This window comes from Planomonospora algeriensis, from assembly GCF_977012225.1.
In genome coordinates this window covers 12,349-27,517 of the sequence record NZ_CDRNDK010000039.1, presented here as the reverse complement: position 1 = coordinate 27,517, position 15,169 = coordinate 12,349, and the positions used below count along the sequence as shown (strand labels likewise).

Below are 15,169 nucleotides of genomic sequence, written 5' to 3'. Positions count from 1 at the left end.
CGGGCCGCCGCAGGGCGCTCGCCTGGCGCTGGCTCGCGGCGGGTTCGATCACCTGGCTGGCCGGGACCGCCGTCCGGCCGTTCGCGGACGGCACGCCGTTCGCGGTGAACTTCGCCGACCTGGTGCTGCTGGCCGGTACGGCGATGCTGGCGGTGGGCACGGGCCTGTCCGCGGCCCGGCCCGCGTACGGCAGGGCGTTCCTGCGGGACCTGTCCGACGCCTACGTCTGCGCGGCCTCCATCCTGGTGATCGCCTGGGTGCTGGTGCTGGGCCCGGTCTACCGGGAGGCGGCCGGGGCGGGCGACTTCGCGGTCAACTTCGCCCCGCCGCTGCTCTGCCTGCTGCTGACCTGCGTCGTCGGCCCGGCGGTGGTGCCGATCCGCAGGTCGGCCTGGCCGGTGGGCCTGGCGGCGCTCGCCGTGCTCGGGGCGATCACCCTCACGGAGACGGCCACCGCGGTGACCCGGCTCGCCGGGGAGACCCCGTCCATGCCCTGGGCGTGGCCCGCCCCGATGGCGTTCCTGCTGCTGGCCGCGGTCCCCTGGAGCGGGCGCGCACCCGAGGAGGACGGGGAGCGGCCCGTCCCGCCGCCCGCCTCGCCGCTGATCGCGGCGCTGCCGCTGCTGCTGGTCGCCGCGGCGACCGCGGTCGTGCTCTTCCGGGTGCTCAGGGGCGGCGCCCAGGGGCCGGTGCAGGTCCTGGCCGTCGTCTCGGCGTCGGTCGTGGCGGTCCTGCTGGTCCGGTTGTCCGCGGCGCTGGCGGAGATCGGCCGCGCGCGGGCCCTGCTCGACCTCGGCGAGCGGCAGCTGCGCGACCTGGCGGAGAGCACCGGCGACGTGGTCCTGCTGTGCGACTACGACGGCGTGATGCACGAGGTCGGCGCCGGCGTGGAGATCCTGTACGGCTACCGCCCCGACGAGCTGACCGGGGAGCCGGTCTTCGACTACGTCCATCCCGAGGACCTGCCCGGGATCCAGGAGGCGCTGCGCGCGATGAGCCTGGAGGAGGAGCCGGTCAGGGGCCCGGAGGCCTTCATGATCGCCTGCCGGGTCCGGGCGGCCGACGGTACCTGGCGGCCGACGGAGTCGGTGGTCACCCGGCACGTGCGCGGGCAGGACCTGCTGCTGATCACCGCCCGCGACGTCAGCGACGAGGAGGCCCTGCGCAACCAGGTCGCCCACCTGACCTTCCACGACGGCGTCACCGGCCTGCCCAACCGCGCCTACTTCGAGGAGCGCACCCGGGAGGTGCTGGCCCGCCCCGGGGAGAGCCGCGCCGTCGTGGTCTTCCTCGACCTGGACGGCTTCACCTCGGTCAACGACTCGGTCGGCCACGCCAGCGGCGACTACCTGCTCGGCCAGGCCGCGCGCCGGCTGCGCGCCGCCGTACGGGCCGACGACACCCTGGCGCGCTGGGGCGGCGACGAGTTCGCGGTGCTGCTGGAGACGGGGGCGGACGCCCAGACGGCGGTGGACCTGGCCGAGCTGCTGGTCCACACGGTCTCCTCCGAGCCGTTCCGGGTGGCCGGCCGCGACATCGCGCTGACCGCGAGCGTCGGGGTGGCCTTCGCCGACGACGACGTGCCCTCGGCGGACCTGATCCGCAACGCCGACGTGGCGATGGCCCGCGCCAAGGAGCTGGGCGGGCGCCGGGTCGAGGTGTTCGCCGCGCACATGCACGCCGACGTGGTCCGCCGCCTGGAGCTCGCCGCGGACCTGCAGCGGGCGCTGCTGGAGAACCAGTTCGCGATCGAGTACCAGCCGGTGGTGGACCTGGCGACCTCGCGCGTCACCGCGGTGGAGGCGCTGGTGCGCTGGTGGCGGGGGAGCGCGTTCGTGCCGCCGGAGCAGTTCCTGGGGCCGGCCGAGGACACCGGCCTGATCGTGCCGCTGAGCGAGTGGATCCTGCGCCAGGCGTGCCAGGAGGTGGCCGCGTGGCGGGCGTCGTCGTGGGACATCGGGCTCTCGCTCAACCTGTCGGCCCGGCAGATCATCGCGCCGCGCTTCGTGGAGACCGTGGAGGCGGCGCTGGCCGAGAGCGGCCTGCCGCCCGACGCGCTCACCCTCGAAGTGATCGAGGAGATGCTGGTCGAGGACGCCGAGGAGATCATCGACCGCCTCTCGGCGCTGCGGAACCTGGGCGTACGGCTGGCGATCGACGACTTCGGCACCGGCTACGCCTCGCTGGCGTTCCTGCGGCAGCTCCCCGTGGACATGATCAAGATCGACCCGTCGTTCGTGTCGGGACTGGGCTCGGACGAGACGCTGACGCTGCTGACCCGCACGATCGTGCGGCTCGGCCACGACCTCGGGCTGACCGTGGTCGCGGAGGGCATCGAACGGGCCGAGCAGCTGGAGCTGCTGCGGGAGATGGGCTGCACGCACGGCCAGGGATACCTGGTGGCGCGGCCGATGACCGCCCGGGGCGTCGACTCGCTGATGCCGGCCGGGGCCTCCAGCCTGCAGGGCAGTGCCTGACATCTCGTATCCTGAGACTTGCGTTCCATGGATTTGACGCCGGAACGCTCCGTCGGTCATGGTGGAGCCATGCATCACCGTGGGATTCGCGTAGTACTTCGCCGGCGCGCAGGCCGTTAAGCGAAGCACTCCGACCTGCGCGCCGCCCCGGCTCCGCCTCACGTAGGCGGACGGGGCATTTTTTATGCCAGCAGAAAGCTCAGCCACGCATCAGCCACGCAAGGAACGAGCCGATGACCGAACAGATGACAGGAGCCCAGGCCCTCGTCAGGGCGCTGGAGCACGTCGGGGTTGACACCGTGTTCGGGATTCCGGGCGGGGCGATCCTCCCCGCCTACGATCCCCTCTACGACTCGACCAAGGTCCGGCACGTGCTTGTACGGCACGAGCAGGGCGCCGGGCACGCGGCCCAGGGCTACGCGCAGGCCACCGGCAGGGTCGGGGTGTGCATGGCCACCAGCGGTCCGGGCGCGACCAACCTGGTCACCCCGATCGCCGACGCCTACATGGACTCGGTCCCGATGGTCGCGATCACCGGCCAGGTGGCGAGCGCCGCGATCGGCACCGACGCGTTCCAGGAAGCCGACATCTCCGGCATCACCATGCCGATCACGAAGCACAACTTCCTGGTCACCGACCCGGCGGACATCCCGCGGACGATCCTGGAGGCCTTCCACATCGCCTCCACCGGCCGCCCGGGCCCGGTCCTGGTCGACATCGCCAAGGACGCCCTCCAGGCCGTGACGACCTTCCCGAGCTGGCCGCCGGCGATGCAGCTGCCGGGCTACCGGCCGGTGACCCGGCCGCACTCCAAGCAGATCCGCGAGGCGGCCAAGCTGATCGCCGAGGCGAAGCGGCCGGTGCTGTACGTCGGCGGCGGCGTGCACAAGGCCGGCGCCTCGCCGGAGCTGCTGGAGTTCGCCGAGCTGACCGGCATCCCGGTGGTCACCACCCTGATGGCGCGCGGCACCTTCCCCGACAGCCACCCGCAGCACATGGGCATGCCCGGCATGCACGGCTCGGTGTCGGCGGTCGGCGCGCTGCAGAAGTCCGATCTGATCATCGGCCTGGGCGTGCGCTTCGACGACCGGGTCACCGGTGAGCTGTCCAGCTTCGCGCCGTACGCCAAGGTGGTCCACGCCGACATCGACCCGGCCGAGATCTCCAAGAACCGGCACGCGGACGTCCCGATCGTGGGCGACTGCAAGGAGGTCCTCGCCGAGCTGATCGCCACGGTGCGCGCGGGCGACGGCAAGGGCGACTACACCGACTGGTGGACGGCGCTGGCCACCTACAAGAAGACCTACCCCCTCGGCTACACCGAGTTCGAGGACGGCTCGCTGGCCCCGCAGTACGTCATGGAGCGGCTGAGCGCGCTCGTCGGCCCGGACGCGATCTACACCGCGGGCGTCGGCCAGCACCAGATGTGGGCCGCGCAGTTCATCGGCTACGAGAAGCCCGGCACGTTCATCAACTCCGGCGGCGCCGGCACCATGGGCTTCGCGGTCCCGGCCGCGATGGGCGCCAAGATGGGCCGCCCCGACGCCACCGTCTGGGCCATCGACGGCGACGGCTGCTTCCAGATGACCAACCAGGAGCTGGCCACCTGCACCATCGAGGGCGTGCCGATCAAGATCGCGGTCATCAACAACGGCAACCTCGGCATGGTCCGCCAGTGGCAGACGCTCTTCTACAACGAGCGCTACTCCAACACCGACCTGCAGACGGTCCGCCGGATCCCCGACTTCGTCAAGCTCGCGGAAGCGTACGGTTGTGTGGGCCTGCGCTGCGAGCGTCCCGAGGACGTGGACGCGACCATCGAGAAGGCGATGGAGATCAACGACGTGCCGGTGGTGATCGACTTCGTCGTCCACCAGGACGCGATGGTCTGGCCGATGGTCGCCGCCGGGACCAGCAACGACGACATCAAGTTCGCGCGCGACATGGCGCCGGTCTGGGACAGCGAGGAGTAGGAACCCATGAGCAGGCACACGCTCTCCGTCCTGGTGGAGAACAAGCCCGGCGTGCTCGCGCGCGTCGCGGCGCTGTTCAGCCGTCGCGGGTTCAACATCGACTCGCTGGCGGTGGGGCCGACCGAGCACGCGGACATCTCGCGGATGACCATCGTGGTCAACGTCGAGGAGCTGCCCCTGGAGCAGGTCACCAAGCAGCTCAACAAACTGATCAACGTGCTGAAGATCGTGGAGCTCGACCCGGGCCAGTCGGTCCAGCGCGAGCTCATGCTGATCAAGGTGCGGGCCGACGCCGACACCCGCTCGAACGTGCTGGAACTGGTCAACCTGTTCCGCGCGCGCTGCGTCGACGTCGCCTCCGACGCGGTGACCATCGAGGTCACCGGGACGCCGGACAAGCTGGAGGCCTTCATCAAGGTCCTGGAGCCGTTCGGCATCAAGGAACTCGTCCAGTCGGGCATGGTGGCCATCGGCCGCGGCGCCCGTTCCATCACCGACCGCTCCCTCCGGGCCCTGGACCGGACCGCGTAGAGGGCGGATCACCGAGCGAGCGGAGCGGCCGCCCGGAGCGGATCCGGACGGCCGCGGCGCACGCGAGGAGAGGGAGCCCGACCGTGCGTGAGCAGAGCCGTACAAACCCTGAAAGGTTCAAGTAAGTGACTGAGATCTTCTACGACGACCAGGCCGACCTGTCGATCATCCAGGGCCGCGTCGTGGCCGTCATCGGGTACGGCAGCCAGGGCCACGCCCACGCGCTCTCCCTGCGGGACTCCGGGGTGGACGTCCGCGTCGGCCTGCCCGAGGGCTCCAAGAGCCGCGAGAAGGCCGAGGCCGACGGCCTGCGCGTGCTGACCCCGGCGGAGGCGGCCGCCGAGGCCGACCTGATCATGATCCTCGCGCCGGACCACATCCAGCGCCACCTGTACGCGCAGGACATCCTGCCGAACCTGCAGCAGGGCGACGCGCTCTTCTTCGGCCACGGCCTGAACATCCGCTACGGCCTCATCGAGGCGCCCGAGGGCGTCGACGTCGCGATGGTCGCCCCCAAGGGCCCCGGCCACCTCGTCCGCCGCCAGTACGCCGCGGGCCGCGGCGTGCCGTGCCTCGTCGCCGTCGAGAAGGACGCCACCGGCAACGCCTGGCCGCTGGTCCTGTCGTACGCCAAGGGCATCGGCGGCACCCGGGCCGGCGCGCTGAAGACCACCTTCACCGAGGAGACCGAGACCGACCTCTTCGGTGAGCAGGCCGTGCTGTGCGGCGGCGTCTCCGAGCTGATCAAGGCCGGTTTCGAGACCCTGATCGAGGCCGGCTACCAGCCCGAGGTCGCCTACTTCGAGTGCCTGCACGAGATGAAGCTGATCGTCGACCTCATGTACGAGGGCGGCATCCACAAGATGTACTGGTCGGTCTCCGACACCGCCGAGTACGGCGGCTACTCCCGCGGCCCGCGCGTCGTGACGCCGGAGACGAAGAAGGAGATGCAGCGCATCCTGGCGGAGATCCAGTCCGGCGAGTTCGCCAAGGAGCTCGTCGACGAGTTCGACGGCGGCCAGAAGCGCTTCACCGCCTACCGCGAGGAGCTGGCCGAGCACCCGATCGAGAAGACCGGCGCCAAGCTCCGCCCGATGATGAGCTGGCTCAAGGACAAGTAGGCCCGTCCCCGGGCCCGGTTCCGGCAGCGGCCGTGCGGGGGAGGACCCCGCACGGCGACGCCCCCGCGACGGATGACCGTCGCGGGGGCGTCGTCTTCTCCCGGTGGGGGGTCGGCCGGGAGCGCTCCGCGGGTCTTCCGCCCGCCCGGCCTCCCGGACGGCGGCGGAGGCGGGCGGAAGACCCGCGGAGCACGTGGAGGGAGCGGCGAGGAGACCCCTCAGCCGTCCGCGGGTCCTACCTGGTGGCGAAGTTCTGGGTCCAGTAGATCTGGCCCTGCGCGTTCTTGGCCGCGCCGACGCCGATGAGGTTGTAACCGCAGTTCATGATGTTGGCCTTGTGGCCGGAGCTGTTCATCCAGCCGTTGACCACGGCGGCCGGGTTCGGGTAGCCCCAGGCGATGTTCTCGGCGAAGGCCCTGCCCCCGGTGAAGCCGGCCCCGCGGATGCGCTGCATGAAGGTGCGGCCGTCCTGGGACACGTGGTCGAAGTAGCCCTTGGCCGCCATGTCGGCGGAGTGGCCGTAGGACGACTGGCGCAGCTGCGGGTCGTGCGTGAGGGGGGCGCAGCCGCCCTTGGCCCGCTCGATGTTCGTCAGGCGCACGACCTCGTTCTCCTCGGCCGTGCCCACGGCGCCGGGCGTGCCGGGGTTGGCGGGGCTGCTGCTCGGCGGCGCCGGGGTGGTCGGCTTGGCCGTGGGGCTGCTGCTCGGCGGGGCCGGGGTGGTGGGCGTGGCGCTCGGCACCGCGGTGGCCGTGGGGGACGGGAATCCCGGCAGGGAGCAGGACAGCCGGATCGGCAGGGACCGGGCCTGGTTGCCCCGGTAGTCGACGACCTCGGCGTAGTACGTGCGGACGGCCTTGCTGCAGTTCAGGGTGACGTTCAGCTGACCGTTGACGATCCCTCGCTGGGACCCGCTCTTGATGACCCGGTCGGGACCGGGCTGGGCGCGCTTGATGCGGAGCCGGACCAGAGAGGTGTTCTCGCAGCCGGCGCGGGCCGCGGACGCCTCGATCTTCCCGGCGGGCGTGACATAGGGGGCGCTCACCGACACGCCGCACATGTCCCCCGGGCCTGCCGCGGCGTGGGCCGCGACGGCGGGAGTGCTCAGGGCCGCCAGACTTCCGAGGCACATGAGTGCTCCGAGCGGTCTGCGCATGTGGGTTCCTCCAGATGGGTGGACGCTGGATGGGTCCGCATTCTGGTCCCCACAGACATGTCTTGTCACGAAATTTCGGACAAAAATCTGAGGCTCCGGTAAACCGGAGGGGCGGCTGACGCGTCGCGGAATGCCGTTGGACCGATTTCGACCAGGCATATTTCAGTTCCGGACACGTCCGTAAAGATCAGGAAGTTCCAGGAAAAAATCTTGAGGCGGCGAGGGCCGGCCGGAGGACGTTCGGCCCCCCGGCGGACCTTCGCCGGAGGGCCGAACGCCTCGGCGGGACGCCCCCGCGTGACCGGCATCCGCCTGGCGCCCCTCTCGGCGCGCCTCCGGGCCTCCGTATCGTCACCGCGCGGTCACCGTACGCCGCGGATCGCCGCAGGCCGCGGATCGCCGTACGGGGTCGCCGCCGGGTCACTGCTTGGCGGCGAAGTTCTGCGTCCAGTACGGCCTGCCGCTGCTGTTCTTGGCCAGGCCCACCCCGATGTCGGCGTAGGCGCAGTTCATGATGTTGGCCCGGTGCCCCGAGCTGTTCATCCAGGCCGTGACCACCGCGGACGGGGTCTGCTGGCCCCAGGCGATGTTCTCCGCCCAGCGCCGGGCCCCGGTGTAGCCGGCGGCCCTGATGCGGTCGCCGACGTTCCGGCCGTCCTTGGAGGTGTGGCTGAAGTAGTTCTGGGTGGCCATGTCGAGCGAGTGGCCGTAGGCGGCCCTGCGGAGGTACGGGTTGTTGACGAGGGGGCGGCAGCCGCCCTTCTGGCGCTGGAGGTTCGTCAGTCGCACCACCTCGTCCTCCTCGGGGGTCGCCGCCACGCCGCTCGTCACGGTGGGCTCGGCGGTCGGCTCGACCGCGGGGGCGGCGACGGCCGGACTGCTCAGGGCCGTCACGGCGCCGAGGCATGCGAGTGCTCCCAGCTCTCTGCGCATGTCGGTTCCTCCATCCTTCAGATGGTCTGACCTGGATAAATTCCGCATTTCACCGCCAACGAACGCCCCTCGTGGCGAAATTTAGGACAAAACAGCATAGAAGCCCTAAATGTTGCTTCTCGTGCATATTTCCGACGGAAAGGGTGGAGGGTCGCCCGCCGTGGAGCGGTCCAGGGGGAGGCGGGCCGTCTGGGTCTACCAAGCGGACACTTGGTGCGGTTCAATGTGATGATGATCACACCGGCGTCCGGTGCCCCCGTCTCCACCGTCCCGCTGGGCGTGCGCCTCGGCTACGGCGTCGGCTCGGTCTGCACCGCCACCTTCGGCACCGTCCCGGGCCTGCTGCTGCTGTTCTACATGACCGATGTGCTGGCCGTGCCCGCCTGGATCGCGGGCCTGGTGGCCTTCCTCCCCAAGGTGTGGGACGTGGTCGTCAACCCCTGGGTCGGCCAGCGTTCCGACCGGACGGTCTCCCGGTTCGGCGCCCGCCGCCCCTGGATGCTGCTGGGCGCGCTCACCCTGCCGGTCGCGTTCGCCGCGATGTTCGCGGGGCCGCCGCTCACCGGCCTGCCCGCCGCGGCGTACGTCGCGGTCTGCTACCTGCTCACCGCCACGGCCTACGCCTTCTACGAGGTCCCCTACAAGGCGATGCCGGCCGAGATGACCGGCGACTACCACGAGCGCTCGGCGATCCTGCAGTGGAAGATGGTCTTCATCGGCCTGGCGATCCTGCTGTCCGGTTCCGTGGCGCCCGTGATCGCCGGCACCGAGGTGTCCGGCTACCGGCTCATGGGGCTGATCGTCGCCGCGGTGCTGCTCGTGTCGATGCTGGCCTCCTTCTTCGGTACGGCCCGCGCCCCGGTGGTCGTCCGGGCCGAGGCCGAGTCGTCGTTGCGGGCGCAGTTCGCCGCGGCCCGCACGAACCGGCCGTTCCTGCTGCTGCTCGGCCTGAGCTGCGCCCAGATGTTCGCCGCCGGGACGCTGCTGGCGGGCGCGCCGTACTTCGCGACCTACACGCTGGGCGATCCCGGGGCGACCGGCACCCTGCTGCTGTGCATCGTCGGGCCGCTGCTGGTGACGATGCCGGGCTGGGTCGCCCTGTCGCGGCGCTACGACAAGCGCGGGGCGATGCTCGCGGCCTCGGTGCTGTTCGCCGCCGGGGCGGCCGCGATGGCGCTGACGGAGGGGTTCGGGCCGGTCTACGCGCACGCGTGCGTGCTCGTCGTCGGCGTCGGCTACGCCGGACTGCAGCTGCTGCAGTTCTCCATGCTCTCCGACGTGATCGTCCACGACGCGGCGGTCACCGGCAGGAACCGCGCCGGGGTGTTCACCGGCCTGTGGACGGCGGCCGAGACGGTGGTCTTCGCGTTCGGCGCGCTGGTGCTCGGCTGGCTGCTGAGCGTGGCGGGCTTCGTGGAGTCCGGCTCGGGCGCGGCGGTGGAGCAGCCCGTTTCGGCGCCCGGGCCGTGCTGTACGGGGGCACGCTGATCCCCGCCCTCTTCGCCGGGATCGCGGTGCTGCTGACGACGCGCTATCTCCTCACGGAGCAGGAGATCAGGTCGGCTGGGGCATGACGACCACGAACGCGCAGTCGCCGAAGGAGATCACGTCACCCGGCCGGACCCGCGCCGGACCGACCAGCCGCCAGTCGTTCAGCCGGGTGCCGTTGAGCGAGCCGAGGTCGACGAGGATCCAGTCCTCCTCGTCCCGGCGGAGCTCGGCGTGGATCCGGGAGACGGTCAGGTCGGCCAGGACCAGGTCGCAGGCCGAACCTCGGCCCACCACGTAGCGGCTGCGGGCGTCGCCGGGCAGGGCCAGCTTGGGCAGTCGCGGCCGGCGCCAGGCGGACTCCACCCGCGTGGTGAAGTCGGAGATCGAGGAGACGACCTCCGTCACCATGCGGCGGAGCCGGCCGCGCTGCGGCAGGTCGGCGACCAGGTCGTCCAGTTCGCCCTGGTTGCGGGCGCGCAGCGCCATGTCGACGCGTCCGAGGAACGTGTCGTGCGACAGTCGCCCCTCGACGGCACGGTCCCGGAGCTCGTTGATCGCACGATCGCGGTCCCCGTCGGATGCGCGTGCCGGGGGATGCGTCGAGCTCATCCCCCGAGTATCGGTCCCAAGCACGATTCCTGTCCAGAATATGCGGATCCCCACCCCCGGTTGCCGTGACCATACCGAGTATGCATACTCAGTATTCATGGCGATCCGACAAGGGCTGCTCGCCCTGCTGAGCCAGGGGCCCCGCTACGGCTACCAGCTGCGTTCCGAGTTCGAGGCGTCCACCGGGGCGATCTGGCCGCTCAACATCGGCCAGGTCTACACGACGCTCTCGCGCCTGGAGCGCGACGGCCTGGTGGCACCGGGCGAGCAGGACGCCCAGGGCCGGGTCGTCTACACGATCACCGAGGCCGGCCGGGCCGAGATGGAGCGATGGCTCAGCACCCCCGTCGCCCGGTCCGACCGGCCCCGGGACGAACTGGTCGTCAAGCTGGCCATGGCGGTCGCGGCCGGCGCCGACCCGCGCCCGGTGATCCGGGCCCAGCGCACCGCGACCATGCGCGCGCTGCAGGAGCTCACCCGGGCCATGGCGGGCGCCGAGGGCCCGGCGCAGCGGCTGGTGCTCGACTCGATGGTCTTCCAGGCCGAGGCGGAGCAGCGCTGGCTCGACCACTGCGAGGCCGTGCTCGCGGCCTCCCCCCGCACGCAGGAGACGCCGGAGGCCCCCCGCTCCCCGGAGCCGGGATCCGGGCCCTCCCCAGATGAGGAGTTCTGATGAGTTTCGACCCGGTCGTACGGCTCGCGGACGTGACCCGCGTCCACGGCGACGGCCCGCAGGCCGTACCCGCGCTGCGCGGGGTGAGCCTGGACGTCGCCGCCGGAGAGCTGGTCGCGGTGATGGGACCGTCGGGGTCCGGCAAGTCGACCCTGCTGAACCTGGCCGGCGGGCTGGACCGGCCCACCTCGGGCGAGGTGACCGTCGAGGGCGTGCCGCTGTCCGGCCTGTCGGCCGGGCGGCTGGCGGCGCTGCGCCGCAGGCACGTCGGCTACGTGTTCCAGGACCTCAACCTGATCCCGTCACTGACCGCCGCCGAGAACGTGATGCTCCCGCGCGAGCTGGACGGCGTGCGGGCGCGGCAGGCCAGGAGCGAGGCCGCGGAGATCCTCACCGAGATCGGGATCACCGAGCCCGGCCGCTTCCCCGACGAGCTCTCCGGCGGCCAGCGGCAGCGGGTCGCCATCGCCCGCGCCCTCGTCGGCGAGCGGCGGCTGATCCTGGCCGACGAGCCCACCGGCGCGCTGGACACCCCCACCGGCGACGACGTCCTGCGCCTGCTGCGCACCCGCTGCGACGCCGGCGCGGCCGTGCTGCTGGTCACCCACGAGCCGCGCTACGCCGCCTGGGCCGACCGGGTGGTCTTCCTGCGCGACGGCGAGATCGCCGACTCCACCGCCGCGTCCCTGGAGAGCGCCCGATGAGCGCCGGCCGGACGGGCGGGAGCACCCGCTCCCCGCTGGCGGCCCTGCTCGCCGCCCTGCGCATCTCCCGCCGCGACGCCCTGCGGGCCAAGGGGCGCAGCGCCCTGATCATGGCCATGATCGGCCTCCCGGTCCTCGTGGTCACCGCGATGCTGACCTTCCTGGAGACCGCCGACGTCGAGCCCCGGGAGGGCCTCACCGCGAAACTCGGCGCGGCCGACGTGCACATCAGGACGACCGGATTCCAGGAAGGCGTGTACCAGGACGTCACGGGCGGGGGCTGGGCCTCTTCCGGGGAGGCCGCCACCTCGACGCGGCCGCGGTCGGCAGCCGAGGTGGCGGGGCTCCTCGGAGAGGAGGCGCGGCTGCTGCCGCTGAACGAGGGCAGTGTCGAGTTCCGGACACCGGACGGCTACGAGCAGGTGGACGCCCACGAGGTGGACCTGCGTGACCCGCTGGCGGCGGGCCTGTACCGCCTGCTGGAAGGGCGGCTGCCGGCCTCCCCGCAGGAGGTCGTGATCACCGCCGGGACGAGGGAGAGGGGAGCCGGGCTCGGCGCGATGCTGGCGGTGACGCGGCAGGACCGGCCGGTGCGGGTCGTCGGCGTGGTCGAGCACCCGCACCGGGTGGACCACCCGGGGATCGTGGGTCTCCCCGGCGTGCTGCTGGACGAGCGGGACGGCGCGGGGACCGGCTGGCTGGCGGACACCCCCGGTCCGGTCACCTGGGGGCAGGTGCAGAGGTTGAACGCGGCCGGGCTGCTCGCCCACTCCCGCGCCGTCACGGAGAACCCGCCCGCCACCACCGCGCCCTATGCCGAGTCGTCGTACACGGACGTGGAATGGGTCGCGGGGATCGGCCTGACCGGGGTCATGGTCGTACTGGAGGTGGTGTTGCTGGCCGGCCCCGCCTTCGCGGTAGGGCTCCGCCGCCGCCGCCGGGAGCTCGCGCTGATCGCCGCGCAGGGCGGCTCCCCGGGACACCTGCGCACGGTGGTCCTCGCTGACGGCCTCGTCCTCGGCGGTGGGGCGGCGGTGCTGGGTCTCACCCTCGGCGTCGGCCTCGCCGTCCTGTCCGCCGCGCTGGAGGCGGGACGCCTGATCGGAAGGGTCGGCCCGCTGGACGTCCCCTGGCCGTGGATCGCGGCCGTCGCCGTACTGGGCGCGGGCAGCGGGCTGGCGGCCGCGGTGGTGCCCGCCGTACAGGCGGCCCGCCAGGACCCGGCGGCGGTGCTGGGTGGGCGCAGGAGAGAGGCCCACGACACCCGCGACCGGGCCGGTCGCCCCGTGCTGGGCGCCGTCCTGCTCGTCGCGGGCATCGCGGCGGCCTTCCTGGCCGTCAGGTTCGGTGAGACCTGGGTCTTCGCCGCGGCCCTGCTCTCCCAGCTCGGGCTGATCGCGCTGACACCGAGGCTGGTCAGGGCCGCCGCGGGGCTGGCGGGCAGGTTCCCGCTCCCGTTCCGCCTGGCCGCCCGGGACGCCGCCCGGCACCGGATCCGCACGGCCTCCGCCGTCGCGGCGGTGATGACCGCGACCGCGGCGTTCACCGCGGGCGGGGTCGCGGTGAGCAGCAACTCCGCTGAGAACCGGGACTCCTACCAGGCGTCGTCCGGCCGGGACCATGGTGGTCGGCGGCAGGCAGATCGACGACGGCGGGTGGGCCGAGGTCGGGGAGGCCACCCGGCGACGGCTGCCCGGAGTGCCGCTCATCGAGGCCGCCGCCGTGCGGGATGCCGGAGGGCAGGACGTGGCGCTGTACATCAGGCCCCCGTCCGGCCGCACGCCGTACATCGAGGGAAACCACGGAGACCTGCCGGTCGGGGACGAACGGTTGCTCCGCCTCGTCCAGGGCAGACACGACCCGGCGGCGGCGGAGGCGCTGGCCTCGGGCAGGGCCGTGGTGTTCGATCCAGAACTGGTTCGGGACGGGCGGCTGCGGATGGATGCCGTCCCCTACGGGGACGGCGAACAGCGCGAGATCGAGGTGCCCGCGGTCGCCGCGGAGCCCGTGAACCCCCGGCACGCCCTCGTCGTGCTGCCCGCCTCCGCCCTCCGCGCGGCCGGGCTGACGACCGCGCCCCGCAGGCTCTACGCGGACCTGGGCGCCCGGCCGTTCTCCCCGGAGCAGGAGATCCGGTTCGAGAGGGACCTCTCGGCGGTCTCGGCCGGCCGGACGAACGCCTACCTGGAACGGGGGTTCACAAACGGCGACCTCGCCGCCCAGCTCTGGATCCTGCTGGGGGCGGCGTTCGTCCTGGTGCTGGGCGGCACGTTCGTCGCCACCGGGCTCGCCGCGGCCGACCTGCGGCCCGACCTGGCGACCATGGCCGCCGTCGGCGCGCCGCCCGGCACCCGCCGGCTCGTCGTCGCCGGGCAGGCGGGGTTCGTCGCCGGTCTCGGCGTGCTGGTCGGAACCCTGGCCGGGGTGGTGACCGGCATCGGCGCGGCCTGGCCGATGACCACCACGGTGCGCGGCTACGGCGTCTTCCTGGCCGAGAACCCGGGCAGAGGGCTGCCGCCGTTGCCGGAGGGAGCACCGACGGTCGAGCTCCCGTGGCTCTTCCTCGCGGCGGTGGTGGTCGGTCTGCCGGTGCTCGCCTCGGCGGTGGCCGCGCTGTCCGCCCGGACGAAGGTGACGCTCACCCGCCGGATCGCCTGACCCGCGCCCGTGCCCTCCCCGGCCCGTCACAGGAGGGCACGGGGCTACGGCAGGGTGATACGGATCTTGGACTGCTTGTGCGGGAGCTCCTCCCAGTCGTCCATGAACTTGGCGGTCAGGCCGTACCGGGCGGCCAGGTTCACCAGCGTCTCGGTCCGGTAGTAGAAGTCCTCGCGCAGCACCTGGTGCTCGCGGCCCTCGGTCCGGTCGAAGGTGAAGTCGAACCAGCCGCCGGGCCGCATGACGCGCCCCACGTGGGCGAAGCACTCCTCGATCACGTGCAGCGGGGAGTGCGAGAAGACGCTGTGCGCGTGGACCACGTCGAAGTGCGCGTCGGGCAGGAACTCCAGCTTCAGGTCCCGGACCGGGGTCAGGTGCGGGAGCTTGTCGCGCAGGCCGTACTCGATGAGGGTCCTCTGGGCGGCGACGAGGATGTCGGGGGAGATGTCGAGGCCGTAGTAGCCGCCGGTGTCGAGGTAGTCGATGAACAGGCGGCCGGCGCGCAGGTTGCCGCAGCCGATCTCCAGCATCCGGTGCTCGGGGCGCAGGCCGTGCCCGACCAGGTAGTCGAACTGCATCCGGCCGAGGGCCAGCCACCGCTCGTGCGACTTGCTGCCCACCGCCGCCTCGGGGTTGCGCGCCGTGTCCGACCTCATCACGGCCCGGTAGTAGCTGACGTGGTCGCTGGTGCGCAGCCGGAACCAGGTGTCCCGGGCCAGCCTCCGCACGTGCGGGACGATCCGGTCCGGATGCCGTACGGCATAGCGCAGCTGATGGATCGGGTTGGAACGGGTCATCTCCGTTGAACCTCCGCGAGCCGGTGCTTGCAGGTCGTCGGCGCCG

General features: G+C 72.2%; 12 protein-coding genes and 1 pseudogene. 9 read left to right on the top strand and 4 right to left on the bottom strand.

The window, feature by feature from the left end:
• The 4 genes from ACWJ6R_RS07150 to ilvC all read left to right on the top strand — a co-directional run.
• On the top strand, nucleotides 1-2,477 hold a 2,477-nt coding region (locus ACWJ6R_RS07150; RefSeq protein ID WP_449061423.1), incomplete at its 5' end, for a putative bifunctional diguanylate cyclase/phosphodiesterase.
• Nucleotides 2,375-4,450: an acetolactate synthase large subunit gene (locus ACWJ6R_RS07145; protein ID WP_449061424.1), complete on the top strand. Its 2,076-nt coding sequence runs from the start codon at nucleotides 2,375-2,377 to the stop codon at nucleotides 4,448-4,450. The genes ACWJ6R_RS07150 and ACWJ6R_RS07145, both read left to right, overlap by 103 nt.
• Nucleotides 4,451-4,456: 6 nt before the next feature.
• The gene (gene ilvN, locus ACWJ6R_RS07140) at nucleotides 4,457-4,981 is read left to right on the top strand and encodes an acetolactate synthase small subunit (protein ID WP_449061422.1); all 525 of its coding nucleotides are present in this window, start codon (nucleotides 4,457-4,459) and stop codon (nucleotides 4,979-4,981) included.
• A 134-nt stretch (nucleotides 4,982-5,115) separates the two neighbouring features.
• Nucleotides 5,116-6,102 (top strand): ketol-acid reductoisomerase, encoded by a 987-nt coding sequence (ilvC, locus tag ACWJ6R_RS07135; RefSeq protein ID WP_068897808.1) that lies wholly within the window; start codon nucleotides 5,116-5,118, stop codon nucleotides 6,100-6,102.
• 235 nt (nucleotides 6,103-6,337) lie between these two features.
• Here ilvC and ACWJ6R_RS07130 read toward each other — a convergent pair whose 3' ends face one another.
• Both ACWJ6R_RS07130 and ACWJ6R_RS07125 read right to left on the bottom strand, forming a co-directional pair.
• Nucleotides 6,338-7,234: a CAP domain-containing protein gene (locus ACWJ6R_RS07130; RefSeq protein WP_449061421.1), complete on the bottom strand. Its 897-nt coding sequence runs from the start codon at nucleotides 7,232-7,234 to the stop codon at nucleotides 6,338-6,340.
• Nucleotides 7,235-7,678: 444 nt separating this feature from the next.
• The gene (locus tag ACWJ6R_RS07125; protein ID WP_449061420.1) at nucleotides 7,679-8,191 is read right to left on the bottom strand and encodes a CAP domain-containing protein; all 513 of its coding nucleotides are present in this window, start codon (nucleotides 8,189-8,191) and stop codon (nucleotides 7,679-7,681) included.
• A gap of 231 nt (nucleotides 8,192-8,422) precedes the next feature.
• On the opposite strand from ACWJ6R_RS07125, the gene ACWJ6R_RS07120 reads away from it, so the two are divergent.
• Nucleotides 8,423-9,679, top strand: coding sequence for an MFS transporter (locus tag ACWJ6R_RS07120; RefSeq protein ID WP_449061419.1), 1,257 nt, complete (start codon nucleotides 8,423-8,425; stop codon nucleotides 9,677-9,679).
• A gap of 66 nt (nucleotides 9,680-9,745) precedes the next feature.
• Here the strand turns inward: ACWJ6R_RS07120 and ACWJ6R_RS07115 are convergent, their stop codons facing one another.
• A complete protein-coding gene (locus ACWJ6R_RS07115) occupies nucleotides 9,746-10,291 on the bottom strand; it encodes an FHA domain-containing protein (protein WP_449061418.1) in 546 nt (181 codons plus the stop codon).
• A gap of 97 nt (nucleotides 10,292-10,388) precedes the next feature.
• Between ACWJ6R_RS07115 and ACWJ6R_RS07110 the strand changes: the two genes are divergently transcribed.
• From ACWJ6R_RS07110 to ACWJ6R_RS07095, 4 genes and pseudogenes are all read left to right on the top strand, one after another.
• Entirely contained in the window at nucleotides 10,389-10,964 is a 576-nt protein-coding gene (locus ACWJ6R_RS07110; RefSeq protein WP_449061417.1) for a PadR family transcriptional regulator, read from the top strand.
• Nucleotides 10,964-11,668 carry an ABC transporter ATP-binding protein gene (locus tag ACWJ6R_RS07105; RefSeq protein WP_449061416.1) on the top strand — a complete coding sequence of 235 codons (705 nt, stop codon included), beginning with the start codon at nucleotides 10,964-10,966 and terminating at the stop codon, nucleotides 11,666-11,668. The genes ACWJ6R_RS07110 and ACWJ6R_RS07105 overlap by 1 nt, the downstream gene beginning before the upstream one ends.
• Nucleotides 11,665-12,831, top strand: a pseudogene (locus ACWJ6R_RS07100) (FtsX-like permease family protein); the annotation flags it as partial. The gene ACWJ6R_RS07105 and the pseudogene ACWJ6R_RS07100, both read left to right, overlap by 4 nt.
• A gap of 457 nt (nucleotides 12,832-13,288) precedes the next feature.
• Nucleotides 13,289-14,326, top strand: coding sequence for a hypothetical protein (locus ACWJ6R_RS07095; RefSeq protein ID WP_449061415.1), 1,038 nt, complete (start codon nucleotides 13,289-13,291; stop codon nucleotides 14,324-14,326).
• Nucleotides 14,327-14,370: 44 nt separating this feature from the next.
• Here the strand turns inward: ACWJ6R_RS07095 and ACWJ6R_RS07090 are convergent, their stop codons facing one another.
• A complete protein-coding gene (locus ACWJ6R_RS07090) occupies nucleotides 14,371-15,123 on the bottom strand; it encodes a class I SAM-dependent methyltransferase (protein ID WP_449061414.1) in 753 nt (250 codons plus the stop codon).
• Between the last annotated feature and the right edge of the window lie 46 nt (nucleotides 15,124-15,169).